This window comes from Bacteroides luhongzhouii (assembly GCF_009193295.2).
GTDB lineage: Bacteria > Bacteroidota > Bacteroidia > Bacteroidales > Bacteroidaceae > Bacteroides > Bacteroides luhongzhouii.
On sequence record NZ_CP059973.1, the window covers coordinates 3172455 to 3196814 of the forward strand.

Genomic DNA, 24360 nt, shown 5'->3' on the forward strand with positions numbered 1-24360 from the left:
AGTACTTTTTTTATAGGACGAATTCTTTTTTGTACTTTTGCGCCATCTTTTTTAAAACATCATCAATAAAGAGAACAACATGGGAGGTTTTTTCGGAACAGTCTCGAAAACTAGTTGCGTGACTGATTTATTCTATGGCACAGATTATAACTCACATCTGGGTACCAAGCGAGGAGGACTCGCAACATACAGTGAGGAAAAAGGGTTTATCCGCTCTATTCACAATTTGGAAAGTACTTATTTCCGAACCAAATTTGAAGGAGAACTAGACAAATTTAAAGGAAACGCCGGCATCGGCATCATTAGCGACACAGACGCACAACCTATCATCATCAATTCTCATCTCGGGCGCTTCGCCATTGTCACAGTCGCTAAAATAGTCAATATCCAGGAATTGGAAGAAGAACTTCTCAGTCAAAACATGCACTTCGCCGAACTTAGTTCGAGCAATACCAATCAGACGGAGCTTATCGCATTACTTATTATACAAGGTAGAACCTTTGCTGAGGGTATCGAAAATGTGTTTAATCACATTAAAGGTTCTTGCTCTATGCTGCTCCTGACGGAAGATGGTAGCATTATCGCTGCCCGTGACCGTTGGGGACGTACTCCGGTAGTGATTGGAAAGAAAGACGGTGCTTATGCTGCGACGAGCGAATCGTCCAGCTTCCCGAATCTGGATTATGAGATTGAGCGATATTTAGGTCCCGGCGAGATTGTCCGCATGTATGACGATCACATCGACCAGCTTCGCAAACCCAATGAGGATATGCAAATTTGCTCGTTCCTGTGGGTGTACTACGGTTTCCCGACTTCTTGCTATGAAGGAAAGAATGTGGAAGAAGTGCGTTTCACCAGCGGATTGAAAATGGGGCAGACTGATGAATCGGAAGTAGACTGTGCCTGTGGTATTCCTGATTCGGGAGTGGGTATGGCTTTAGGATATGCCGAAGGAAAGGGAGTTCCCTATCATCGTGCTATCTCGAAATATACACCAACGTGGCCCCGCAGCTTTACTCCCAGCAATCAGGAGATGCGTTCGCTGGTAGCCAAGATGAAGCTGATTCCAAACCGTGCAATGTTGCAAAATAAACGTTTGTTGTTCTGTGACGATTCTATTGTGCGGGGAACTCAATTGCGTGATAACGTGAAGATTCTGTATGATTATGGAGCAAAGGAGGTACACATGCGTATCGCTTGTCCGCCATTGATTTACGCTTGTCCGTTTGTCGGTTTCTCGGCTTCCAAAAATGCATTGGAGTTGATAACCCGCCGCATTATCAAGGAACTGGAAGGTGATGAAAATAAGAATTTGGAGAAATATGCCACTACCGGTTCTCCGGAATACGAAAAGATGGTTAGTATTATTGCCGAGCGTTTCGGACTTAGTTCATTGAAGTTTAACACGCTGGAAACGTTGATTGAGGCTATCGGATTACCTAAATGCAAAGTATGTACACATTGTTTTGATGGCAGCAGCCACTTTTAAAGCAGTAAAATAGGATATTTAAATATCCGGATAAAAGTATACAATAAAAAAGAGCCGTGAATTGCTTTGTAATTCACGGCTCTTTTTTTACCTTTACGGCACTATAAACTATCAATTTGTAAATTGTAATTAGTAACTTGTAATTAAAACAATATGACTTTAGTAGACAGATTTTTAAAGTATGTAAGCTTCGATACACAATCTGATGAATCGACTGGGCTTACTCCAAGTACTCCGAAGCAGATGATTTTTGCTGAATACTTGAAAAAGGAGTTGGAATCTTTGGGATTGGAAGATATTGCTTTGGATGAGCATGGCTATCTTTTTGCTACACTTCCGGCCAATATAGATAAAGAAGTACCCACTATCGGATTTATTGCCCACATGGATACAAGTCCTGATATGAGTGGTAAAGATGTCACTCCGCGGATTGTGGAAAAGTATGATGGCTCGGATATTGTGCTTTGTGCTGAAGAGAATGTGATTCTTTCTCCATCGCAATTCCCGGAATTGTTGGATCATAAGGGGGAAGACTTGATTGTAACCAACGGAAAGACGTTGCTCGGTGCCGATGACAAAGCCGGTATTGCGGAAATTGTATCTGCGGTGGTTTATCTGAAGGAACATCCTGAAATCAAGCACGGTAAAATCCGTATTGGTTTTAATCCTGACGAAGAAATCGGTGAAGGTGCTCATAAATTCGATGTAGAGAAATTCGGTTGCGAATGGGGATATACGATGGATGGAGGTGAAGTAGGGGAGTTGGAATTTGAAAACTTTAATGCCGCTGCCGCAAAAGTAACCTTTAAAGGACGTAATGTGCATCCGGGATATGCCAAGAATAAGATGATTAACTCTATCTATCTTGCCAATCAGTTTATCATGATGCTTCCCTCACAGGAAAGGCCGGAACATACGACCGGCTATGAAGGATTTTATCATTTGATCGGTATTCAGGGGGATGTGGAGCAAAGTACTGTGTCTTATATCATCCGCGATCATGACCGTGCAAAATTTGAGAACCGCAAAAAAGAGATGGAACGTCTGGTAGCTCAAATGAACGCTGAACATGGAGCTGGTACAGTGACGCTCGAACTGCGCGACCAGTATTATAATATGCGTGAGAAAATAGAACCGGTAATGCATATCATTGATACTGCTTTCGCAGCTATGGAAGCTGTTGGTGTAAAGCCGAACGTAAAACCGATTCGTGGAGGTACGGATGGTGCGCAGCTTTCTTTCAAAGGATTGCCTTGTCCGAATATCTTTGCCGGTGGTCTGAATTTCCACGGACGTTATGAATTCGTGCCTATCCAGAACATGGAAAAAGCCATGAAGGTTATCGTGAAAATAGCTGAACTGGTAGCTTCCAAATAAAAAGTAGTAAGCACCAGTAATACTTAAAATTTAATATTTGATTAATCTTAATACTTTAAAATAATGAAAACCACTCCGTTTACAGAGAAACATATCATACTCGGTGCTAAAATGCACGAGTTTGCAGGTTATAATATGCCTATTGAGTACTCTGGTATCATTGATGAACACCTGACTGTTTGTCAAAGTGTCGGTGTATTTGATGTGTCGCACATGGGAGAATTTTGGGTGAAAGGTCCACATGCATTAGCCTTTCTGCAGAAAATAACTTCCAATAATGTGGCGGCACTGGCTCCGGGAAAAATACAATATACTTGTTTTCCAAATGAAGAGGGAGGTATTGTAGATGATTTGCTGGTATATCAGTATGAACCGGAAAAATACATGCTGGTAGTTAACGCTGCCAATATGGAAAAAGACTGGAACTGGTGTGTTTCTCACAATACGGAGGGAGCTGAGTTGGAAAACTCTTCGGACAACATAGCTCAACTCGCTATACAGGGTCCGAAGGCTATTCTGGCTCTGCAAAAGTTGACGGACATTGATCTTGCTTCTATTCCATATTATACATTTAAAGTTGGAACGTTTGCAGGTGAAGAGAACGTGATAATCTCCAATACGGGGTATACCGGTGCGGGCGGCTTCGAACTCTATTTCTATCCGTCTGCTGCTGATAATATATGGAAAGCCGTTTTTGAAGCTGGTGAGGAATTCGGTATTAAACCTATCGGTTTGGGAGCTCGTGATACACTTCGATTGGAAATGGGCTTCTGTTTGTATGGTAATGACTTGGATGATACTACTTCTCCGATAGAAGCCGGCCTGGGCTGGATTACTAAGTTTGTGGAAGGTAAGGATTTTATCAACCGTCCGCTGCTGGAAAAGCAGAAAACGGAAGGTGTTACCCGTAAATTGGTTGGTTTTGAAATGATTGACCGCGGGATTCCCCGCCACGGTTATGAATTGGTGAATGCTGAAGGCGAGCAAGTGGGAGTGGTTACTTCCGGTACAATGTCGCCTACTCGTAAGATTGGTATCGGTATGGGATATGTAAAGCCGGAATATAGTAAGGTGGGCACAGAAATCTGTATTGATATGCGTGGCCGAAAATTGAAAGCCGTGGTAGTGAAGCCTCCTTTTAGAAAATAAGAAATAAGCTTGTTGTTGTGTATAGCCCCGGATAAGTCTCGACTCTATCCGGGGCTAACTTATTTTATGGTGGTTATTGTAAAACATATCTATAGATATGTTGTTTATTCCATAGAAATAATATAATTTTGTCATCAAATACGATGAAATAATGTCTCAATTACCTACTCTTATAGCTGACCTTGCACTGATATTGATCTGTGCCGGTGTTATGACTTTGTTGTTTAAGAAGTTGAAGCAACCTCTGGTCTTGGGATATGTAGTTGCCGGATTCCTGGCAAGTCCGCATATGCCGTATACTCCTTCAGTGATGGATACTGCCAATATTAAGACATGGGCAGATATTGGTGTCATTTTCTTACTGTTTGCTCTTGGTTTGGAATTTAGTTTTAAGAAGATTGTCAAGGTGGGTGGTTCTGCCGTCATAGCTGCCTGTACCATCATTTTTTGTATGATTTTGTTGGGTATAGGGGTCGGTATGGGCTTTGGCTGGCACCGGATGGACAGTCTGTTTTTGGGTGGTATGATTGCGATGTCGTCTACTACTATTATTTATAAAGCTTTTGATGATTTGGGATTAAGGAAGAAGCAGTTTACGGGATTGGTGTTAAGCATTTTGATTTTGGAAGATATTTTAGCCATTGTATTAATGGTAATGCTTTCCACTATGGCGGTCAGCCATAATTTTGAAGGGACCGAAATGTTGGAAAGTATCGGTAAATTATTGTTTTTCCTTATCCTGTGGTTTGTTGTCGGCATTTATCTGATTCCTGAATTCTTAAAGCGCTGCCGGAAATTGATGGGAGAGGAGACTTTGCTTATTGTGTCGTTGGCACTTTGCTTTGGTATGGTAGTGATGGCAGCTCATACAGGTTTCTCTGCTGCATTTGGTGCATTTATTATGGGCTCTATTTTGGCGGAAACGATTGAAGCGGAATCCATAGATCGGCTGGTGAAGCCTGTTAAGGATCTTTTCGGAGCTATCTTTTTCGTATCGGTCGGCATGATGGTAGAGCCGGCAATGATTGTAGAATATGCTATTCCTATTATAGTAATTACTTTGGCTGTCATTTTGGGGCAGTCAGTTTTTGGAACTTTTGGTGTTATACTCTCCGGGAAACCGTTAAAGACAGCTATGCAATGTGGCTTTAGTTTAACGCAGATTGGTGAATTTGCATTTATTATTGCTTCTTTGGGAGTCTCCTTGCATGTAACGAGTGATTTTCTGTATCCGATAGTAGTAGCAGTCTCTGTCATTACTACTTTCCTGACTCCTTATATGATTCGTCTTGCCGAGCCGGCTTCTACTTTTGTAGATGCGCATCTTCCGGAATCATGGAAAAAAATGATGATGCGTTACTCCTCCGGTTCGCAAACTGCACTTAATCACGAGAATTTGTGGAAGAAGCTAATCTTGTCAATGGCACGTATTACAATCGTTTATTCAATTGTCAGTATATCGATTGTTGCACTCTCTTTTCGTTTTGTCGTGCCATTCTTTAAAGAGAATCTGCCTCACTTCTGGGCATCGTTATTAGGAGCAGTATTTATCATTCTGTGTATCGCTCCTTTCTTGCGTGCCATTATGGTGAAGAAAAACCATTCGGTCGAATTTATGACTTTATGGCATGATAGTCGTGCCAACCGTGCGCCGCTGGTATCAACAATCGTGATTCGTATTATGATAGCAGCACTTTTTGTCATCTTTGTTATTTCCGGATTATTTAAGGCGTCTATTGGGTTGATTATTGGCGTGGCCGTACTTGTTGTTTTGCTGATGGTATGGTCTCGCCGCCTGAAGAGGCAATCGATATTGATTGAACGTCGCTTTTTTCAGAATCTTCGTTCCAGAGATGTACGTGCAGAGTATTTGGGAGAGAAAAAACCGGAATATGCCGGGCGTTTGTTGTCACATGATTTACATCTTGCTGATATGGAAATTCCGGGTGAATCCTGCTGGGCAGGAAAGACATTGATGGAGCTGAATCTGGGAAAGAAGTTTGGAGTTCATGTGGCTTCTATCCTTCGCGGAAAGAGGCGTATTAATATTCCGGGCGGTTCTGTCCGGTTATTCCCAATGGATAAGATACAGGTGATAGGGACAGATGAACAATTGAACGTCTTTAATGAAGCGATGCAAAATGGAGCGAAGATAGACTGGGAGGTCTATGAAAAAAGTGAAATGGCTTTGAAGCAGTTTATTATTGACAGTGATTCTGTTTTTCTGGGTAAAACGATTCGTGAATCGGGCATTCGCGACAAATATCATTGCATGATAGCGGGCGTTGAGAGTGAAGACGGCACGTTGATGGTTCCCGATGTAAATGCTCCGCTCAAAGAAGGTGATGTTGTTTGGGTGGTAGGTGAAAAAGAGGATGTGTACCAATTAGTCGATCAAAAAAACGAAAAAGTGCAAGCCGGATAAGAATGGAATACTTATTTTTGCAACGATAAAAACTTAAAATAATAATATCATGAAGAGTGATCCGAAAGAATGTCTGTATTGCCAGAACAATGAAACGTTGCATAATCTGATGATTGAGATTGCGCAATTGAGTGTGTCACGTGTGTTCCTGTTTAAAGAACAAACATATCGTGGACGTTGTCTTGTTGCTTACAAAGAACATGTGAACGATTTAAATGAATTGAGTGATGAAGACCGTAATGCTTTTATGGCAGATGTAGCGCGTGTCACTCGTGCCATGCAAAAAGCTTTCCAACCGGAAAAGATTAATTATGGTGCTTACTCAGATAAATTGTCTCATCTGCATTTTCATTTAGCGCCTAAATATGTGGATGGACCTGATTATGGAGGTATATTCCAAATGAACCCGGGAAAGGTTTATCTGACTGACGCAGAATATCAGGAATTGATTGATGCTGTTAAAGCAAATCTATAAATAGAAATATGGAGTTCATCTTGAATTCTATTTTCTCTTTATATCATATTTGTATAACGTCCAATGGTAAGATTACTATCTTAGCAGTCAAAAAGAAACAGTCCCTTCCATGTATAATTGCATACGGGGAAGAGTCTGTTTTATAACCAAAATTGTAGCCGGAAGTCCAGTGTAGAGTTGTGTGTGGCCGGCGTATTATTAGTGTTTAAAAACAATGATGAACGGTGAACAAACTATGCTATATCCGCAGGCTTGTTCACCGTTCATTGTTGAATCTGTGATGTATTTTCCGTTATTTATCCTCTTCTTCAAAATCGAAATCAAAGTCAAAATCATCCATGAATTCCGGGGTTGTAAATTCTTCCAGTTCCCGGCGATCTTTCTTGGTCGGGCGTCCGGTTCCACGTGCACGATCTACGAATCCGCTGATTTTACTCATTTCAAGCAGCTCATATTGATCGGGAGTAGTTACGTTTTCCATCATTTCCGATACGAGCTTGGCACCTACACGTTTTTCAATAGTTTGTAATACCTTGAATGAGTAGGTGATAGGCGGTTTCTTCACTTGAATAACGTCTCCCGGTTTTATCATGCGGGCAGCTTTGACCAGAGAACCGTTGATGGTAATTCGTCCTTTTTTGCAGGCTTCTGCTGCAATCGTACGTGTTTTGAAGATGCGGACAGCCCACATCCATTTATCTATTCTTGCTTCGGCCATTTTAGTTAGTTATTTAGTGATAAGTAATTCGTTGGTTAGTATCTCAGTTGACGTTGTCATTTATCGCTAACCGTTCATTGCTATCTTTATTTTTATAGGACTAGTCCATTATTTTTTATTGAACTGGTTCATCGTGATGTCAATGCCGGCGAGGCAGAAACTTTTTATAATTTCTCCTGCCATCTCCAGTCTTTCATCCATTGTTTTCCAATCTTCGTCAGTGAAGTGTCCGAGTACATAATCAACCTGTCCGCCACGTGGAAAATCATTTCCGATACCAAACCGCAGTCGGGCATAGTTTTGAGTACCCAAAGTAGCGGCGATATGCTTCAACCCATTATGCCCTGCATCACTCCCTTTTCCTTTTAGGCGTAAAGTACCAAAGGGAAGAGCCAGATCATCTACTATGATCAGTACATTTTCCAATGGAATATTTTCTTTCTGCATCCAATAGCGAACGGCCAGTCCGCTCAGGTTCATAAAAGTTGATGGCTTAAGCAGAATTAACTGGCGTCCTTTGATAGAAAAGCTGGTAGTGAATCCATATCGTCCATCCATAAAAGGAGGAGCGTTATTGATTCTGGCCAATGCTTCTACTGCCATGAATCCGATATTATGTCGGGTTTCATGATATTCGGGACCAATGTTTCCCAGTCCGACAACTAAGTATTTTATCATCGTTTTTCCGTAAAACAGTTCATTAATATAGAAAGAGAAACGCAGATTAATACAAATTAATGCAGACTGAACATCTGCTTTAATCTGCATTAATCTGCGTTTGAAGTATATCTCTTTACAGGGATAATCTCAATTACTTACCAGCGGCGGCTGCTGCACCTCTTGCTGCACGAGTCAACTTAACAGCACATACAACGGCTTCTTTAGCACTGATCAGTTCAAGACCTTCGAAGCTCAGTTCGCCAACTTTAACAGTCTTACCCAATCCCAGGTGAGAAACGTTAACGATCAACTTTTCAGGAATTACATTGTACAAAGCTTTCACTTTGATCTTACGCATTTGCAGTGCAAGTTTACCACCGGCTTTCACACCTTCTGCAAGACCTTCCAACTGTACAGGAACTTCCATTACGATAGGTTTAGCTTCATCGATTTGGTAGAAGTCAACGTGCAGGATAGTATCTTTTACCGGGTGGAACTGAATATCTTTCAGGATAGCGTTTACTTTTTTGCCATCGATAATCAGGTCTACAACGTAGATGTGCGGAGTGTAAACCAAGTTACGAAGTCCTTCGTTAGTCACTGTGAAGTGAACTACTTCATTACCTCCGTAAAGTACACAAGGTACACCACCATTCTTACGAATTTCTTTCAAAGCTCTTGCTTGTTCAGAAGAGCGTTCTGCAATTGTTCTTGCAGTTCCTTTTACTTCAATTGATTTCATTTCTTTAAAAAATTGTGTTACTCTAAATTAAGTTAGTTTGCTTAATTCACCATCACACGATGTGGATTATCACACGATGTTGCAAAAAAGCGGTGCAAAAGTACATCTTTTTTTTGAAATATCAAAGAGTTACTTTCTTAAAAGTCAATATCAATCTTAATTTCGCTCTCCAATTTGTTTTCCTGAGCTTCTTCGATTGCTTTCCGTTCACTTTCTTCATCAGCTTCGATATTCAGGCGGGCAATATATTCGTTCGCGTCGTTGCACTCAATGAAATTGACTGCTTCTTCGAGTCCTGCCATAAACTTCTGAAAGTCCTCCCTGTATAGGAAGATTTTGTGTTTCTCGAAACTAACTTGAGAATCATCACCTTCTCCCGTTATCACTTTTTTGCTCTCTGTAATAGCCAGGAACATTTCATCTTTACGATTCTTTTTTACGTCGAGGTAATAGATGCGTTTACCTGCTTTAATGGACTTGGAGAATACGATCTCCTTATCATTCATGTCTGCGCTCATTTTCTTTTTTAAATCTTCCATATCTTTCGGTCCGTTTATAATCGGCTTCAAAATTGGATATTTTTTTTAAACTGTCAAAAGAAAAAGCGCAGAGAATCAAATACTGCATTAAAAAATGTGATTTATTAGTGGAAACTCATTAAAAATATCTACTTTTGCAGTTCGATAACAACAGTATTAATTTGAATTATGATCAACAGAGTTCTTATTCGTCTTAAGATTATACAGATAGTATATGCCTATTATCAGAATGGCAGCAAAAATCTAGACTCAGCGGAGAAAGAGTTATTCTTTAGTCTTTCAAAGGCGTATGACCTTTACAACTATTTGTTAATGCTGATGATAGCATTGACAGAGTATGCACAAAAACGTATCGATACGGCAAAAGCTAAATTGGCACCTACGAAAGAGGAATTGTATCCTAATAGGAAATTCGTAGATAACAAGTTTATTGCTCAATTGGAAGTCAATAAGCAATTGGTCGATTTTATAGCTAATCAGAAAAGAACCTGGACAAACGACCAGGACTTTATCAAAGAGCTTTATGAGAAAATTGTAGAAACCGATATCTATAAAGATTATATGGCTTCTGATGACAACTCATATGAGGCTGATCGTGAATTGTGGAGAAAAATCTATAAGACATACATCTTTAATAATGATTCTCTCGACCAGGTATTGGAAGACCAGAGTTTGTATTGGAATGATGATAAAGAAATTGTGGACACATTCGTCTTGAAAACAATCAAACGCTTTGATGAAAAGAAGGGCGCCAACCAGGAACTGCTTCCGGAATTTAAGGATGACGAAGATCAGGAGTTTGCACGTCGTCTGTTCCGTCGTACTATTTTGAATTCTGACTATTACCGTCATTTGGTTAGTGAGAATACAAAAAACTGGGATCTGGACCGTATCGCATTTATGGATGTAATCATTATGCAGACTGCATTAGCAGAAATTCTTAGTTTCCCGAACATTCCGGTCAGTGTTTCGTTAAATGAATATGTAGAGATTGCAAAGTTATATAGCACCGCTAAAAGCGGTAGCTTTATCAACGGCACGCTGGATGGAATAGTTAATCAATTAAAAAAAGAAGGTAAGTTGACTAAAAACTGATACCTTTGTCCATATAGTAGAAACTAAAACAGATTATTTATGAACGTATTGACTGTATTATTGCAAGCTCCTGCCAGTGCTGCCGGAGGTGGAAGTATGATGTGGATCATGCTGGTAGCTATGTTTGTTATCATGTATTTCTTTATGATCCGTCCTCAAAATAAGAAGCAAAAAGAAATAGCTAATTTCCGTAAATCTCTTCAGGTAAATCAGAATGTGATTACTGCAGGTGGTATCCATGGAACAATCAAGGAAATTACTGACGACTATATAGTACTTGAGATTGCTTCTAATGTAAAGATTAAAATAGACAAGAATTCTATATTCGCTGATGCTTCAGCGGCTAGCAATCAATCTAAATAAATAGTTGGTAAATAAATGCCTATGTTTGATCGTAGGAATGTAAAATATACATATTTAAAACTATCTAAGAGAATTAAGGATTTTCTGCTCAGTGATAAGAGCAGAGAGTTCTTAATTTTTTTATTTTTCTTCTTGATAGCCGGTGGATTCTGGTTGCTTCAGACGCTTAATAATGACTATGAAGCGGAGTTTTCTATTCCGGTGCGAATGAAAGATCTTCCTAACAATGTAGTGTTGACTTCGGAACCTCCTTCCGAACTTCGTGTCAGAGTGAAAGATAAAGGAACAGTGCTTCTCAATTATATGTTGGGGAAGAGTTTCTTTCCAGTCAATCTAGGTTTTCTTGATTATAAAGGAAAAGATAATCATGTGAAGATTTATGCTTCCGATTTTGAGAAAAAAATATTAAGCCAACTGAATGTGTCCTCCAAAATTCTATCGATCAAGCCTGATACATTAGAATATATCTATTCCGAAGGAAAGTCCAAGCTGGTTCCTGTTCGTTTTCAGGGAAAAGTCACGGCTGGACTTCAATATTATGTATCAGATACAATTTGTAATCCGGACTCTGTATTGGTTTATGCTCCGGAAGGAATTTTGGATACTATCACAACTGCATATATTCAAAATATAACTTTGGAGAATATATCCGATACAACCCGGCGACGAATTCCGCTGACTTCGGAAAGAGGAGTGAAGTTTGTTCCGGCTTCGGTAGAAATGACTTTCCCGGTGGATATTTATACGGAGAAAACGGTCGAAGTGCCATTACATGGAGTTAATTTTCCGGCAGATAAGGTGTTGCGTACTTTTCCTTCCAAAGTTCAGATTACTTTTCAAGTGGGGTTAAAACGGTTCCGCAGTATAAAAGCAAGCGATTTTATCATCAATATCTCTTATGAAGAATTGCTGAAGCTTGGCTCTGATAAATATACGGTTAAATTGAAGTCGGTTCCAAGTGGAATAAATCAGATACGTATTGTTCCCGAGCAAGTGGACTTCCTGATAGAACAAATTACTTCTAATGGCGATTAAAATTGGCATAACCGGTGGCATTGGTAGTGGAAAAAGTGTTGTTTCCAGACTACTCGGAATAATGGGAATATCTGTCTATATATCAGATATAGAAGCAAAGCGCATCACACAGACAGATCCGGTGATTCGCCGGGGGCTTTGTGACCTGGTTGGTCAGGATATGTTTCAGAGTGGAGAGTTGAATCGTCCTCTATTGGCATCCTATATGTTCGGTCATCCGGATCGCGTGCAGAAAGTGAATGCGATTATTCATCCGCAAGTGAAAGAAGATTTTCGCCAATGGGCTGCCCGGTTGGAAAGCGAACAGTTGGTGGGTATGGAGTCTGCTATACTTGTAGAAGCTGGTTTTAAGAATGAAGTTGATTTTCTGGTTATGGTATATGCACCGCTGGAAGTGAGAGTGGGACGTGCTGTAAAGCGGGATTGTTCGTCAAGAGAACTGGTGATGAAGCGTATTGAAGCTCAAATGAGTGATGAAGTTAAGAGAGGGCATGCCGATTTCGTGATAGTAAATGATGATGAAACACCGTTAATTCCACAGGTTTTGAAGCTTATTTCTTTGCTATCTAAAAATAATCATTACCTTTGCTCCGCAAAAAAATAATTAATAAATAAAAAGATATATACTATGTTGAAGACTATCTTGTCTATCTCAGGTAAACCGGGATTATACAAACTTATTTCGCAAGGAAAAAATATGTTGATTGTTGAATCAGTCAATGCAGAAAAGAAACGTTTCCCCGCTTATGGTAATGAAAAAATTATCTCTTTGGCAGATATAGCAATGTACACGGACGATGCAGAAGTTCCTTTGTATGATGTGCTGGAGTCAATAAAAGAGAAAGAAAAATCAGCGCAGGCTTCTATTGATCCGAAAAAAGCTACTCCCGAACAATTGCGTGAATACTTGGCTGAGGTATTACCTAACTTTGATCGTGAACGTGTATACGTAGCCGATATCAAGAAATTGGTTGCTTGGTATAACATCTTGATCTCTAATGGAATTACAGAATTCAAACCGGAAGGAGAAGTTCAGGAAGAAGCAGCTGCAGAATAATCTGTATCGTTTATTCAATCGAAATAGCAAACATGATAATCATTTAGGATGGTTATCATGTTTTTTTTGTATAAACACTTGTGAGTTCAAGAAAAAATTAGTATTATTTGGGTAATGTTTTATTAAAATAAATATCTTCTACTTATATTGTAAATAATGATGCTTTTTATGTATCTTTGTGGCTGTTCGCCATTCTTGGGAATATTGGTGTGAATGGTGATAGAAATAAAGAACAAAAGCGTTATAAAGATATTATTCAAGACTTGAGACCTAGACAATATTTGAGACTACTTAGGAATAATGTTCAAACGCTCGTGCTCTGCCACATATGTAAATATATGGCATTGAACATTGGTTGTGTGTAGCATAATTTAGTTGGTAGATGTCTAAGGCGTTGAGGGGGATGATAATTGTGTAGTAAGTTCCCACGCTTTTTTATTTTTTAATAGCCTTCTAGGGGAGCAGTTGGTTTTTGATGTTGGGTATGGAGACAATAACAAATAAAGAAGTAAGCGTCCGTTTGGACAATGAAAAAGGGATATTATGCCTGGCAGGTTTGTTGGCAGGTACAATGGTATTCCTTTATGATTCACAGGGAGAGCTAAGAGGCAAGTATAAATTTTCTTTGCCTTCATTGACTATGGAAATACCCCAACAGGGCACTTATGTTTTGGTGATGAGTCATCCGAACTGTCAACCAGAAGTCCGGAGGATTACATATTCAGGGATATAAAAAATGTCGGTATGCTTATAAAAAGCATACCGGCATTCTATTTAAATGGAGACTTTTTAATTTCTGAATACTAATCCGTCTCCGTCGGCATCAACGATAATTGCTTTGCTTCGGTCTACTTCCTGAGATAGTAACTTCTTGGATAGATCATTCAGCAGATAGCGTTGAATAGCTCTCTTCACGGGACGAGCTCCAAATTCCGGATCATAACCCACTTGCGATAAGAAGTTCAATGCTCCTTCTGTCAATTGCAGTTCCACTCCGTTTTCAGCAAGCATTTTCTGTACTCCCTTTATTTGTAAAAGCACAATTTGCTTGATTTCTTTTTCGTTCAATGGTAAGAACATAATCGTTTCATCAATACGGTTCAGGAATTCTGGACGAATTGTCTTTTTCAACATATTCATCACTTCCTTCTTCGTTTCTTCGATTACTTCTTCCTTATTGGAACCATGCAACTTCTCCATCTGACTTTGTATATAAGAACTACCCATATTTGAAGTCATGATGATAATGGTATTTTTGAAGTTGACCACCCTTCCTTTATTGTCAGTCAGTCGTCCGTCATCCAATACCTGTAACAGAATATTAAATACATCCGGATGAGCCTTTTCTATTTCGTCAAACAGGACAACAGAGTACGGTTTCCGTCGTATCGCTTCTGTCAACTGACCGCCTTCATCGTATCCAACGTATCCCGGAGGCGCTCCGACTAAACGGGAGACACTATGCTTTTCCTGATACTCACTCATATCGATACGAGTCATCATCGTTTCGTCATCAAACAGGAACTCCGCCAATGCCTTTGCCAATTCGGTTTTACCTACACCGGTGGTTCCCAAGAAGATAAATGATCCGATCGGACGTTTCGGATCTTGTAATCCGGCACGACTACGGCGCACAGCATCTGCCACCGCTTCAATCGCTTCGTCCTGACCAATTACACGTTGATGAAGTTCTTCTTCCAAGTGCAACAGTTTATCTTTTTCACTTTGCAGCATCTTGCTGACAGGGATACCAGTCCAGCGGGAAACAACATCAGCAATATCTTCAGCGTCTACCTCCTCCTTAATCATGGCTTTATCGCCTTGCATATCACGCAGTTGCTTTTGAGTATCTTCTATTTCTTTATCCAAAGCCTGAAGTTTACCATAACGGATTTCGGCTACTTTACCATAATCGCCTTCACGTTCGGCTTTTTCTGCTTCAAATTTAAGATTCTCTATCTCAACCTTGTTCTGCTGGATTTTATCCATCAGCGTTTTCTCACTTTGCCATTTAGCTTTAAAGGACTTTTCCTGTTCTTTGAGCTCGGCAAGTTCCTTACCGATGATTTCCAGTTTCGGTTTATCGTTTTCGCGTTTGATAGCTTCACGCTCAATTTCCAACTGCTTGATTTTACGGGAAATCTCATCCAGTTCTTCAGGAACAGAATCTACCTCCATACGCAGTTTGGCTGCGGCTTCGTCCATCAGGTCAATGGCTTTATCCGGCAGGAAACGGTCGGTGATGTAACGGCTACTCAATTCGACGGCTGCAATGATTGCGTCATCTTTGATACGTACGTGATGATGGTTTTCGTAACGTTCTTTCAATCCACGAAGGATGGAAATGGTACTCAAGTTATCCGGTTCGTCCACTTGCACGATTTGGAAACGACGCTCCAATGCTTTATCCTTTTCGAAGTATTTTTGATACTCGTCGAGGGTTGTTGCTCCAATGGAACGTAGTTCTCCACGAGCTAAGGCGGGCTTTAGAATGTTGGCGGCATCCATGGCACCTTCACCTTTTCCGGCACCTACCAGTGTATGAATTTCATCAATAAACAGAATAATATCACCTTCTGATTTCTTCACCTCATTGACAACCGATTTCAATCGTTCTTCAAATTCACCTTTATATTTTGCACCGGCAACCAGTGCTCCCATATCCAGTGAATAAACTTGTTTGTTTTTTAGATTTTCGGGTACATCTCCACGAAGAATACGATGTGCTAACCCTTCTACGATGGCCGTCTTACCGGTACCCGGTTCACCAATCAGAATCGGGTTATTCTTTGTACGGCGGCTCAATATCTGTAATACCCGGCGGATTTCTTCATCGCGTCCGATTACGGGATCCAGTTTTCCGCTACGGGCAGCTTCGTTCAGGTTGATAGCATATTTTTCCAATGATTGATAAGTATCTTCACTGGATTGTGATGTTACCTTTTCTCCTTTTCTCAATTCGCTGATAGCATTGCGCAATTCTTTTTCTGTCATACCAGCATCTTTCAAGATCGTGGAGACGGTACTCTTAACAGTCAGCAATGCCAATATGATAGGCTCCAATGAAACAAACTCGTCGCCCATTTCTTTAGAGTACTGTGTTGCTTTCTGCAAAACTTCGTTGGATTCACGACTTAGGTACGGTTCTCCGCCAGATACTTTTGGCAGTGAATCGATTTGCTTGTCGACCACGAGAGCTACCTGTTGTCCGTTTATACCAAGTTTTTGGAAGATAAAATTAGTGACGTTTTCGCCTACCTTCATTACTCCCTGCATGATGTGGACAGGTTCAATGGCTTGTTGCCCCCGGCTTTGTACCAGGTTTACGGCCTCCTGTACCGCTTCTTGAGATTTAATGGTAAAATTGTTAAAGTTCATATCTTTGTTCTCCTTTCTTATTTCATGTTTTTAATAACACCTAAAAGGGCGCAAAAGATTTGCCAAGTATAAAAATATGACAAAATAGCATGAGTATTAAGGAGTTAAAGGACAAAATGACCTTTTTTATCTGGGAGGAATGACGAATTTGCTATAAAATATCATTTGTTATATGTTGTGTATATTAGAGTAATCTTAATCTGTGATGAAAGAAAATAAATATTGAAAAGTGGATAAATAAAAGTATTGTAGTATCTTTATCCGCTGTAATAATATATAAGGTATATGAGTGATAAGCCCCAAATAAAACTTTCTGAAACAGTGGTGTTGATTGACGCTGCTTTCTTGAATTTTGTAATAACAGATATAAAAGGATATTTTGAAAAGACTTTGCATCGTTCTTTACAAGAGATAGACCTCTCGAAGTTGACCACCTATATGACTTTGGATGCAGGGATTACAGAAGGGAAGAATGAAGTGCAATTCCTTTTTGTGTATGATAAAGAATCCAGTCGGTTGCAATATTGCCAACCTTCCGATTTGCAGGAAGAACTGAATGGAGTTGCTTTCCAGAGCCCTTATGGTGAGTATTCTTTTGCCAGTGTCCCATCGGAAGGGATGGTGTCGAGGGAGGATTTATTTTTGGATCTACTCTCTATCGTTTCCGATTCGGCTGACGTGAAAAGAATAATCGTTATTTCTTTTAATGAGGAGTATGGAAAGAAGGTGACGGATGCTTTGCGTGAAGTGAAAGACAAGGATATCATTCAATTCCGTATGAATGAGCCGGAATTTCCGGTAGATTATAAATGGGATATATTGGCTTTCCCTGTCATGCAGGCGTTGGGAATAAAGGCAGAAGAGTTGTAATAGTTTATTGTGTATTTATTCTTCCCGTAATTCATTATTCGTCATTGATTTCTTAACTGTTAATCATAATTGTCGTGTCCGATTTTCGTTTAAAAGTATTTCAGAGCGTAGCAAAGAATTTAAGCTTTACGAAGGCTTCGCAAGAGTTGTTTGTCAGCCAGCCTGCTATCACTAAACATATTCAGGAGTTGGAGACTTGCTATCAGGCTCGTTTGTTCGACCGTCAAGGAAGTAAAATTTCGCTGACTAAGGCTGGAGAGTTATTGTTGAAGCATAGCGAGAAGATTCTGGACGATTATAAACAGTTGGAATATGAAATGCATCTGTTACATAATGAATATATTGGTGAACTGAAACTGGGAGCCAGTACTACGATTGCGCAATATGTACTTCCTCCTTTGTTGGCAAACTTTATAGCCAAGTTTCCGCAAATCAATCTTTCTTTAATTAATGGAAATTCCCGGGGAGTGGAAGCCGCCTTGCAAGAACATCGAATTGATTTAGGATTGGTAGAGGGTATCTTCCGTTTACCTAATCTGAAGTATACTCCATTTTTGCAAGATGAATTGGTTGCTGTGGTGCATACACTGAGCAAATTGGCCGTTCCGGATGAGATAACTCCAGAAGATTTGCCAAATATTCCTTTAGTATTGCGGGAAAGAGGTTCTGGAACATTGGATGTATTTGAACGCTCTCTGTTGCAGCATAATCTAAAGCTCTCTTCTTTGAATGTATTGATGTATCTTGGTAGTACGGAGAGTATCAAGCTTTTTTTGGAACATACGGAGTGTATGGGAATTGTTTCTATCCGTTCGGTGCATAAAGAGCTGGTAGCCGGTAATCTGCGTGTGATCGAAATAAAAGGAATGCCGATGCTGCGCGAGTTTAACTTTGTGCAATTACAGGGGCAGGAGGGAGGATTATCACAAGTATTTATGCGTTTTGTCGGACATAATAGTAAGAGCCTGTAGGGTTTGGGAGTTTTCCATCGCATTTATAACTTGAATTCAGCTAGATTGTTATTATCAGGGTAAAGTGGATGAGATAACAAAAAGAAAATTGGAAAAATAACTAAAACTACATTTATATGGGCTGTTTAATGAATTTATTGTGGCTGTTGCTTGGTGGTATCTTTACTGCTGTTGAATACCTCATCTCAAGCATATTGATGATGCTTACCATTATTGGCATTCCGTTTGGTATGCAAACCTTGAAATTGGCAGGGCTTGCTTTGTGGCCTTTTGGTAAAGAGGTAAGAAGTGGGAACCGCTCCAGTGGTTGTCTTTATATATTAATGAATATTCTGTGGATATTTTTGGGTGGCATTTGGATTTGTCTGTCCCATTTGGTTTTCGGGGTTATACTGTGTATTACTATCATTGGTATTCCTTTTGGTTTACAGCATTTTAAGTTGGCAGCCTTAGCGTTATCACCTTTTGGGAAAGATATTGTAACAGTGTAGAAATATAGAGGAGACATTCTCCTATAATTAAAAGTTATGATGTATAATTAGAAACAATTAGTCTGTTTTGATTGTTTGATGTATCTTTGCGCCCGAGAAAAAATGTAAACTTAAAAAGAGAAGATATGTTTGAAAAAGGAAACAGAGCGAACACTTTACATGGTATTCTGCTAATAGCTCTATTCTCATTTGCGGCATTTTATATTGCCGAAGTTCCTATTGTGAAAGAACTTTCGTTTAGTCCGTTGATTGTTGGTATTGTGCTAGGGATGCTTTATGCCAACAGTTTGAGAAACAAACTTCCTGAAACATGGGTACCCGGAATTAAGTTTTGTACAAAACAAGTGTTGCGTTATGGTATTGTGCTTTACGGTTTCCGGTTGACGTTAACGCAGGTTGTGGCCGTAGGTTTGCCTGCTATTATTGTTGATATAATTATTGTGGCTGGTACCATATTTCTTGGAATATGGTTTGGACGTTTGTTGAAAATGGATAAAGATACGACCTTGATGACTTCTACAGGCAGTGCTATATGCGGAGCGGCAGCAGTACTTGGGGCTGAGCCGGTAGTGAAGTGCGAAGGGCATAAGACTGCTATTGCAGTTTCTACAGTTGTGATATTCGGTACAATTTCAATGTTTTTGTATCCTATTATGTATCGTATGGGCTGGTTGGGCGGACTATCGGACACAGGTGTTGCTATTTATACCGGAAGTACCTTGCATGAAGTGGCACATGTGGCAGGTGCAGGCAATGCGATGGATCCTACTGATGTTTTAGGGATTGCCGGAACAGCTACCATTACTAAAATGATTCGTGTCATGATGTTGGCTCCGGTACTTGTCATTATGAGTTTTGCATTGGCGAGTCGTAAAAAAGTATCTGTTAATGGTACGGTAGAGAAGAGTAGAATCAGTATACCTTGGTTTGCTTTTGGATTTATCGGCATTATTTGTTTGAATTCATTCTTACAATATTTGTGTGGAGTGGATAGTGTGAAGGAAATCCCGTTAAACGGAACAATTGAATATATTGATACCTTTATGTTGACAATGGCTATGACGGCTTTGGGTACAGAAACTAGTCTTGACAAATTCAAACAGGCTGGTGCCAAACCGTTTGTATTGGCGGGAATGCTTTATATCTGGTTAGTTGTGGGAGGTTATTGGATAACGAAATATTTGCTTGAAATATTCTAATTAATATTTATCTTTTTCTCCTAACAAGGAGAGGAGAAAAACAAGTCCCGCAGAGTGAATATTTGTAATAGACATTACAGATATCCTCTGCGGGACTTGATGTATCGGGGAGAACTTCTTTTATTTCTTCTTCAATTCTTCGAAGATCAATCCTTCCAGTTCTTCAGCCAATTCAGGATTATCCATGATACATTGCTTGGCGGCATCACGTCCTTGTCCTAATTTAGTGTCGTTGTAGCTATACCATGAACCACTTTTCTTGATGATTCCCAAGTCAGCACCCAAGTCGATGATTTCTCCGGAATGGGAGATACCTTCACCGAACATGATGTCAAATTCAGCTCTGCGGAAAGGAGGTGCTACTTTATTCTTCACCACTTTCACCTTAGTCAGTTTACCAAGAATCTCTTCGCCATCTTTGATAGGTTGGCTACCACGGATATCCAGACGTACAGAAGCGTAGAACTTCAAAGCGTTACCACCAGTTGTTGTTTCCGGATTACCGAACATAACGCCGATCTTCTCACGCAACTGGTTGATGAAAATACAAGTCGTACGTGTCTTGCTCACAGCAGCCGTCAATTTACGGAGTGCCTGCGACATCAAACGTGCCTGAAGACCTACTTTGTTGTCACCCATGTCGCCCTCAATTTCCGCTTTAGGAGTCAGTGCGGCTACAGAGTCAATAACGATGATGTCGATAGCAGAAGAACGGATCAGTTGTTCCGCAATCTCCAACGCCTGCTCTCCGTTATCCGGTTGAGAGATGTAAAGATCATCGATATTTACGCCTAGTTTAGATGCGTAGAAACGGTCGAAAGCGTGTTCGGCATCAATAAAAGCAGCGATACCTCCGGCCTTTTGTGCTTCAGCAATGGCGTGAATAGCCAATGTTGTTTTACCGGAAGACTCCGGGCCATAGATTTCGATGATTCTACCTCTAGGATAACCTCCAACGCCAAGTGCCACGTTCAGGGCAATAGAGCCTGTCGGGATCACTTCTACTTGTTCAACACTATCATCACCCATTTTCATGATAGAACCTTTACCGAAGCTCTTTTCTATCTTTTCCATGGCAGCCTGTAAGGCTTTTAGTTTTTCGCTTGATGCCATTTTATTATCTGTTTCAAAATTAAGTTCGTCTTTCTTTGCCATACCTTATTCTTATATAATTAAGGAGTTATTGATTTAAAATCTGTGAGGCATGTTCCTTGGTCTTCACTTCTTTGGGAGTGATAATCCGTTCTACGATTCCTTCTTCATTTATCAGGAAAGTAGTGCGGAAAGTCCCCATGTAAGCACGTCCGTACAGTTTCTTTTCTCCCCATACTCCAAATTCTTCTACTAACTTTTTGTCAGTGTCAGCAATCAGAGTGAAAGGAAGATTGTTCTTTTCGATGAATTTCTGGTGCGACTTTTCATTGTCTACGCTGACACCGATTACTTCATAGCCGGCTTTACGTAGTTCGGAATAGTTGTCGCGCAGATTACACGCTTGTGCGGTGCAACCTGATGTACTGTCCTTTGGGTAGAAGTACAATACAATTTTTTTTCCTTTATAAGCACTTAAATGGATTTCTTCGCCTTTCTCATTGATACCCAAGACTTCCGGTGCTTTATCTCCTACGTTTATCATAACTTTCTTTTTAATGAGCAAGTGTACTCTTATAATTCCAAATCCTTGTCAAACTCTTCATGCCAGGGAAGACCTTGCTTATTGAGTTGTTCCATGAACGGATCCGGATTGAATTCTTCCACGTTGTTTACACCCGGACGGTTCCATTCGCCTTTGAAGAACATCATGGCTCCAATCATTGCCGGAACTCCGGTGGTGTAGCTAACTCCCTGCATACCAGTTTCCTGATAAGCTTCCTGGTGACTACAGTTGTTGTATACATAGTAAGTACGTTCCTTACCATCTTTCAGACCACGGATACGACAACCGATAGAAGTTTCTCCTTCGTAGTTTTCTCCTAAATCCTGCGGGTTAGGCAATACAGCTTTCAAGAATTGTAATGGTACAATCTTCATTCCGTTATAGTCAACCTCGTCGATTCGTGCCATACCGATGTTTTGGATAACACGTAAATGGGTTAAATACTCCTGTCCGAAAGTCATCCAGAAACGTGCACGTTTGATAGTCGGATAATGTTTCACCAATGATTCCAGTTCTTCGTGATAAAGAAGATAAGAGTCACGTGGACCGATGTTCGGGTATGTCAGGTCTTTGTGGATTTCCAACGGACCGGTAGTAACCCATTCGCCATTCTCGAAATAGCGTCCGTTCTGTGTAATTTCGCGGATGTTGATTTCCGGATTGAAGTTTGTAGCAAAAGCCTTATGGTGGTTACCTGCATTGCAGTCTACAATGTCCAGATATTGAATCTCATCAAAATAATGTTTAGCTGCATAAGCAGTATAGATACCGCTTACTCCCGGGTCGAATCCGCAACCGAGGATAGCTGTCAGACCTGCTTCTTTAAAACGATCGTGATAAGCCCACTGCCAGCTATATTCAAAATGAGCTTCATCTTTCGGCTCATAGTTAGCGGTGTCCAGATAGTTCACTCCAGCTTTCAGACAAGCTTCCATAATCGTCAGATCCTGATAAGGGAGAGCTACATTAATCACCATTTCCGGTTTGAAATCATTGAATAAGGCTACCAGCTCTTCTACATTGTCTGCGTCAACTTTAGCTGTTTTTATATTGGGGTTACCTATTGCCTCGACGATTTTATCGCATTTCTCTTTCGTACGACTGGCAATCATGATATCTGTAAATACATCGGCATTTTGTGCCACTTTGTGTGCAACGACAGTGCCAACACCGCCCGCACCAATAATAAGAACTCTACCCATTTCGTTAATTGCGAATTAAAATATTAAGAATATTAGAATTGTTAGCTTTGCAAATATACGTGATTATTTTCAGATAATCATTGCGCAGCTACTCCTTTTTATTTGTAACGTTGCAAGGTTCCGTTTTCGAATTCCAGCGTTTTGCCATTGTAGAACCAGGTTTCGAAACGACTGTCTTTTTTCAGCTCGATTTCTATCGGATCGCCAATGGATAAACGACATTCTACTGTGCTCATTCCTGCCTCCAAATCACCTCGGGAGATAATCTGCCAACGGCTTTCTGTAATGCCCGGATATTTCTTATGTATATCCTCGAATCCGAAAAAGTCCTCGATATAATTATCGTTTTTGACAATCACGTCATATTTCAGATCTGTTTCCAATTCATAGATTGCCCCGTCCCTGTCCGTTAATGATAGAATAGCCAAGCTACTGGGAGGAGATAATTTAATCTTTTTTATTTGCAGAACCGTATATCGGGGCAGGTGAATACGTGATTCGGTCTGTTTATCTTCAAAAGATACGATTCTTTTGGCAGGCAGCATTTTTTTAGGATAAACGGTCATTCCCAAGTATTTATTTTTCAGACTTTCAATAGTTCCCAGACTCTTGTTGGTGAAGCTGAATGCATTTGAAAAATATTTCATTCTCTTTTCGCCTTGAAAATCATTCAGGTCCATGCCGGAGTTTGTTCGTGAGAGAGCGACTTCCAAATAATAAGAATGTCCCTGTGTATCTTTGAATACGATCTTCACAGGATATGCCTGGCTGCCGACTCCGATAGCGGTAATCGTAGCTTCCGTATTGACAGGAACTGCTATATCCCGGTAGCCGGAATAATTGTTGGCATCGTCTACCCGGGCACTTTCAGATTGTATATAGACTGTTTTTCCTACTAACAACTCCTTGGCAGTATCTACATCTTTCAGATAAACCAATCCATTGATACCGGCACGGGGAGCTTTCTCGCAAATCTGGTCCAGCCGCATGTTCTTTATGTCATAATAATATTTTCCTTCCTCACATTCGAATACGAAGCGAGTGGAATAGTTAGTTCCGGTTGATATATTTTGAGCCTTCTCTTCTGTTCCCGTGAAAGTGAGAATCTTGTGCTTCAGCAGGCTGTTGTCTATTCCTTTTTCGGTGTCGTAGCTGGAAAGAGTAGGAAGGAACATGTTCCGTGTAGAAGGAACAAACATAAATTTCATTCCTGGTGTCCATTTACACAGCGGTTGCAGTGGGAAGTTACTTTTGATGAACTGCTCTTCTTCGCCTACAGGGATTTCCTGCGTGGAAGGAGTAGTGACAATGTAATCACTTTGAGCTGTGATAGGACACCTGCCACAACAGAATAGAATTAAAGACAGGGCAATTATTCTCATATTTGTTTACTTTAAGTGAACTATGTAAATTGTTCGTTTGTTGTATATCTATTGGCAAATGTATATATTTTATGTTGTATTGGATG

The 24360-nt window shown here is 40.2% G+C and carries 24 protein-coding genes; 15 read left to right on the plus strand and 9 right to left on the minus strand.

The window, feature by feature from the left end; translation table 11 throughout:
- Positions 1-79 precede the first annotated feature (79 nt).
- The 5 genes from GD631_RS11490 to GD631_RS11510 all read left to right on the plus strand — a co-directional run bounded on the left by GD631_RS11490 (position 80) and on the right by GD631_RS11510 (position 6915).
- The gene (locus GD631_RS11490) at positions 80-1489 is read left to right on the plus strand and encodes an amidophosphoribosyltransferase (RefSeq protein WP_143260340.1); all 1410 of its coding nucleotides are present in this window, start codon (positions 80-82) and stop codon (positions 1487-1489) included.
- Positions 1490-1642: 153 nt separating this feature from the next.
- On the plus strand, positions 1643-2866 hold the full coding sequence (gene pepT / locus GD631_RS11495; RefSeq protein ID WP_143260341.1) for a peptidase T: 1224 nt from the start codon (positions 1643-1645) through the stop codon (positions 2864-2866).
- Positions 2867-2929: 63 nt separating this feature from the next.
- Positions 2930-4015, plus strand: a complete 1086-nt coding sequence (gene gcvT, locus GD631_RS11500) for a glycine cleavage system aminomethyltransferase GcvT (protein ID WP_143260342.1) — start codon at positions 2930-2932, stop codon at positions 4013-4015.
- A gap of 151 nt (positions 4016-4166) precedes the next feature.
- Positions 4167-6440: a monovalent cation:proton antiporter family protein gene (locus tag GD631_RS11505; protein ID WP_143260343.1), complete on the plus strand. Its 2274-nt coding sequence runs from the start codon at positions 4167-4169 to the stop codon at positions 6438-6440.
- Positions 6441-6489: 49 nt separating this feature from the next.
- On the plus strand, positions 6490-6915 hold the full coding sequence (locus GD631_RS11510; protein WP_143260344.1) for an HIT family protein: 426 nt from the start codon (positions 6490-6492) through the stop codon (positions 6913-6915).
- A 292-nt stretch (positions 6916-7207) separates the two neighbouring features.
- Here the strand turns inward: GD631_RS11510 and GD631_RS11515 are convergent, their stop codons facing one another.
- The 4 genes from GD631_RS11515 to GD631_RS11530 all read right to left on the minus strand — a co-directional run bounded on the left by GD631_RS11515 (position 7208) and on the right by GD631_RS11530 (position 9574).
- Positions 7208-7633 carry an RNA-binding S4 domain-containing protein gene (locus tag GD631_RS11515; protein ID WP_143260345.1) on the minus strand — a complete coding sequence of 142 codons (426 nt, stop codon included), beginning with the start codon at positions 7631-7633 and terminating at the stop codon, positions 7208-7210.
- A 108-nt stretch (positions 7634-7741) separates the two neighbouring features.
- Positions 7742-8308 (minus strand): aminoacyl-tRNA hydrolase, encoded by a 567-nt coding sequence (gene pth, locus GD631_RS11520; protein WP_143260393.1) that lies wholly within the window; start codon positions 8306-8308, stop codon positions 7742-7744.
- A 136-nt stretch (positions 8309-8444) separates the two neighbouring features.
- Positions 8445-9035 carry a 50S ribosomal protein L25/general stress protein Ctc gene (locus tag GD631_RS11525; RefSeq protein WP_143260346.1) on the minus strand — a complete coding sequence of 197 codons (591 nt, stop codon included), beginning with the start codon at positions 9033-9035 and terminating at the stop codon, positions 8445-8447.
- A 137-nt stretch (positions 9036-9172) separates the two neighbouring features.
- On the minus strand, positions 9173-9574 hold the full coding sequence (locus tag GD631_RS11530) for a PUR family DNA/RNA-binding protein (RefSeq protein WP_143260347.1): 402 nt from the start codon (positions 9572-9574) through the stop codon (positions 9173-9175).
- A 168-nt stretch (positions 9575-9742) separates the two neighbouring features.
- Between GD631_RS11530 and nusB the strand changes: the two genes are divergently transcribed.
- The 6 genes from nusB (at position 9743) to GD631_RS11560 (ending at position 13857) form a co-directional block, all read left to right on the plus strand.
- Positions 9743-10669: a transcription antitermination factor NusB gene (gene nusB / locus GD631_RS11535; RefSeq protein ID WP_143260348.1), complete on the plus strand. Its 927-nt coding sequence runs from the start codon at positions 9743-9745 to the stop codon at positions 10667-10669.
- A 39-nt stretch (positions 10670-10708) separates the two neighbouring features.
- Positions 10709-11032 (plus strand): preprotein translocase subunit YajC, encoded by a 324-nt coding sequence (gene yajC, locus GD631_RS11540; RefSeq protein ID WP_143260349.1) that lies wholly within the window; start codon positions 10709-10711, stop codon positions 11030-11032.
- Between the two features lie 21 nt (positions 11033-11053).
- Positions 11054-12067 carry a CdaR family protein gene (locus GD631_RS11545; RefSeq protein ID WP_143260350.1) on the plus strand — a complete coding sequence of 338 codons (1014 nt, stop codon included), beginning with the start codon at positions 11054-11056 and terminating at the stop codon, positions 12065-12067.
- Entirely contained in the window at positions 12057-12671 is a 615-nt protein-coding gene (gene coaE, locus GD631_RS11550; protein WP_143260351.1) for a dephospho-CoA kinase, read from the plus strand. Before GD631_RS11545 ends, coaE begins: the two co-directional genes overlap by 11 nt.
- 24 nt (positions 12672-12695) lie before the next feature.
- Complete coding sequence (locus GD631_RS11555; RefSeq protein ID WP_143260352.1) at positions 12696-13124, plus strand: DUF5606 family protein; 429 nt, start codon at positions 12696-12698, stop codon at positions 13122-13124.
- A 475-nt stretch (positions 13125-13599) separates the two neighbouring features.
- Positions 13600-13857 carry a hypothetical protein gene (locus GD631_RS11560; protein ID WP_185911446.1) on the plus strand — a complete coding sequence of 86 codons (258 nt, stop codon included), beginning with the start codon at positions 13600-13602 and terminating at the stop codon, positions 13855-13857.
- A 56-nt stretch (positions 13858-13913) separates the two neighbouring features.
- Here GD631_RS11560 and clpB read toward each other — a convergent pair whose 3' ends face one another.
- Positions 13914-16502 carry an ATP-dependent chaperone ClpB gene (clpB, locus tag GD631_RS11565; RefSeq protein WP_143260354.1) on the minus strand — a complete coding sequence of 863 codons (2589 nt, stop codon included), beginning with the start codon at positions 16500-16502 and terminating at the stop codon, positions 13914-13916.
- A 285-nt stretch (positions 16503-16787) separates the two neighbouring features.
- On the opposite strand from clpB, the gene GD631_RS11570 reads away from it, so the two are divergent.
- The 4 genes from GD631_RS11570 to GD631_RS11585 all read left to right on the plus strand — a co-directional run bounded on the left by GD631_RS11570 (position 16788) and on the right by GD631_RS11585 (position 20033).
- Entirely contained in the window at positions 16788-17372 is a 585-nt protein-coding gene (locus GD631_RS11570; protein WP_143260355.1) for a DUF6621 family protein, read from the plus strand.
- 74 nt (positions 17373-17446) lie between these two features.
- Entirely contained in the window at positions 17447-18343 is an 897-nt protein-coding gene (locus tag GD631_RS11575) for a LysR family transcriptional regulator (RefSeq protein ID WP_143260356.1), read from the plus strand.
- A 116-nt stretch (positions 18344-18459) separates the two neighbouring features.
- Entirely contained in the window at positions 18460-18834 is a 375-nt protein-coding gene (locus GD631_RS11580; RefSeq protein WP_143260357.1) for a YccF domain-containing protein, read from the plus strand.
- A 125-nt stretch (positions 18835-18959) separates the two neighbouring features.
- Entirely contained in the window at positions 18960-20033 is a 1074-nt protein-coding gene (locus GD631_RS11585) for a YeiH family protein (RefSeq protein ID WP_143260358.1), read from the plus strand.
- A 120-nt stretch (positions 20034-20153) separates the two neighbouring features.
- Here the strand turns inward: GD631_RS11585 and recA are convergent, their stop codons facing one another.
- The 4 genes from recA to GD631_RS11605 all read right to left on the minus strand — a co-directional run bounded on the left by recA (position 20154) and on the right by GD631_RS11605 (position 24274).
- Positions 20154-21188, minus strand: a complete 1035-nt coding sequence (recA, locus tag GD631_RS11590; protein WP_004302078.1) for a recombinase RecA — start codon at positions 21186-21188, stop codon at positions 20154-20156.
- Between the two features lie 25 nt (positions 21189-21213).
- Positions 21214-21669: a thioredoxin-dependent thiol peroxidase gene (bcp, locus tag GD631_RS11595; protein WP_143260359.1), complete on the minus strand. Its 456-nt coding sequence runs from the start codon at positions 21667-21669 to the stop codon at positions 21214-21216.
- A gap of 29 nt (positions 21670-21698) precedes the next feature.
- Positions 21699-22892 (minus strand): saccharopine dehydrogenase family protein, encoded by a 1194-nt coding sequence (locus GD631_RS11600; protein WP_143260360.1) that lies wholly within the window; start codon positions 22890-22892, stop codon positions 21699-21701.
- A gap of 98 nt (positions 22893-22990) precedes the next feature.
- A complete protein-coding gene (locus tag GD631_RS11605; RefSeq protein ID WP_143260361.1) occupies positions 22991-24274 on the minus strand; it encodes a hypothetical protein in 1284 nt (427 codons plus the stop codon).
- Between the last annotated feature and the right edge of the window lie 86 nt (positions 24275-24360).

Coding starts and splice junctions, on each gene's coding strand:
- GD631_RS11490 (WP_143260340.1), top strand. CDS start 80: ATGGGAGGTTTTTTCGGAACAGTCTCGAAAACTAGTTGCGTGACTGAT.
- pepT (WP_143260341.1), top strand. CDS start 1,643: ATGACTTTAGTAGACAGATTTTTAAAGTATGTAAGCTTCGATACACAA.
- gcvT (WP_143260342.1), top strand. CDS start 2,930: ATGAAAACCACTCCGTTTACAGAGAAACATATCATACTCGGTGCTAAA.
- GD631_RS11505 (WP_143260343.1), top strand. CDS start 4,167: ATGTCTCAATTACCTACTCTTATAGCTGACCTTGCACTGATATTGATC.
- GD631_RS11510 (WP_143260344.1), top strand. CDS start 6,490: ATGAAGAGTGATCCGAAAGAATGTCTGTATTGCCAGAACAATGAAACG.
- GD631_RS11515 (WP_143260345.1), bottom strand. CDS start 7,633: ATGGCCGAAGCAAGAATAGATAAATGGATGTGGGCTGTCCGCATCTTC.
- GD631_RS11525 (WP_143260346.1), bottom strand. CDS start 9,035: ATGAAATCAATTGAAGTAAAAGGAACTGCAAGAACAATTGCAGAACGC.
- GD631_RS11530 (WP_143260347.1), bottom strand. CDS start 9,574: ATGGAAGATTTAAAAAAGAAAATGAGCGCAGACATGAATGATAAGGAG.
- nusB (WP_143260348.1), top strand. CDS start 9,743: ATGATCAACAGAGTTCTTATTCGTCTTAAGATTATACAGATAGTATAT.
- yajC (WP_143260349.1), top strand. CDS start 10,709: ATGAACGTATTGACTGTATTATTGCAAGCTCCTGCCAGTGCTGCCGGA.
- GD631_RS11545 (WP_143260350.1), top strand. CDS start 11,054: ATGTTTGATCGTAGGAATGTAAAATATACATATTTAAAACTATCTAAG.
- coaE (WP_143260351.1), top strand. CDS start 12,057: ATGGCGATTAAAATTGGCATAACCGGTGGCATTGGTAGTGGAAAAAGT.
- GD631_RS11555 (WP_143260352.1), top strand. CDS start 12,696: ATGTTGAAGACTATCTTGTCTATCTCAGGTAAACCGGGATTATACAAA.
- GD631_RS11560 (WP_185911446.1), top strand. CDS start 13,600: ATGTTGGGTATGGAGACAATAACAAATAAAGAAGTAAGCGTCCGTTTG.
- clpB (WP_143260354.1), bottom strand. CDS start 16,502: ATGAACTTTAACAATTTTACCATTAAATCTCAAGAAGCGGTACAGGAG.
- GD631_RS11570 (WP_143260355.1), top strand. CDS start 16,788: ATGAGTGATAAGCCCCAAATAAAACTTTCTGAAACAGTGGTGTTGATT.
- GD631_RS11580 (WP_143260357.1), top strand. CDS start 18,460: ATGGGCTGTTTAATGAATTTATTGTGGCTGTTGCTTGGTGGTATCTTT.
- GD631_RS11585 (WP_143260358.1), top strand. CDS start 18,960: ATGTTTGAAAAAGGAAACAGAGCGAACACTTTACATGGTATTCTGCTA.
- recA (WP_004302078.1), bottom strand. CDS start 21,188: ATGGCAAAGAAAGACGAACTTAATTTTGAAACAGATAATAAAATGGCA.
- bcp (WP_143260359.1), bottom strand. CDS start 21,669: ATGATAAACGTAGGAGATAAAGCACCGGAAGTCTTGGGTATCAATGAG.
- GD631_RS11600 (WP_143260360.1), bottom strand. CDS start 22,892: ATGGGTAGAGTTCTTATTATTGGTGCGGGCGGTGTTGGCACTGTCGTT.
- GD631_RS11605 (WP_143260361.1), bottom strand. CDS start 24,274: ATGAGAATAATTGCCCTGTCTTTAATTCTATTCTGTTGTGGCAGGTGT.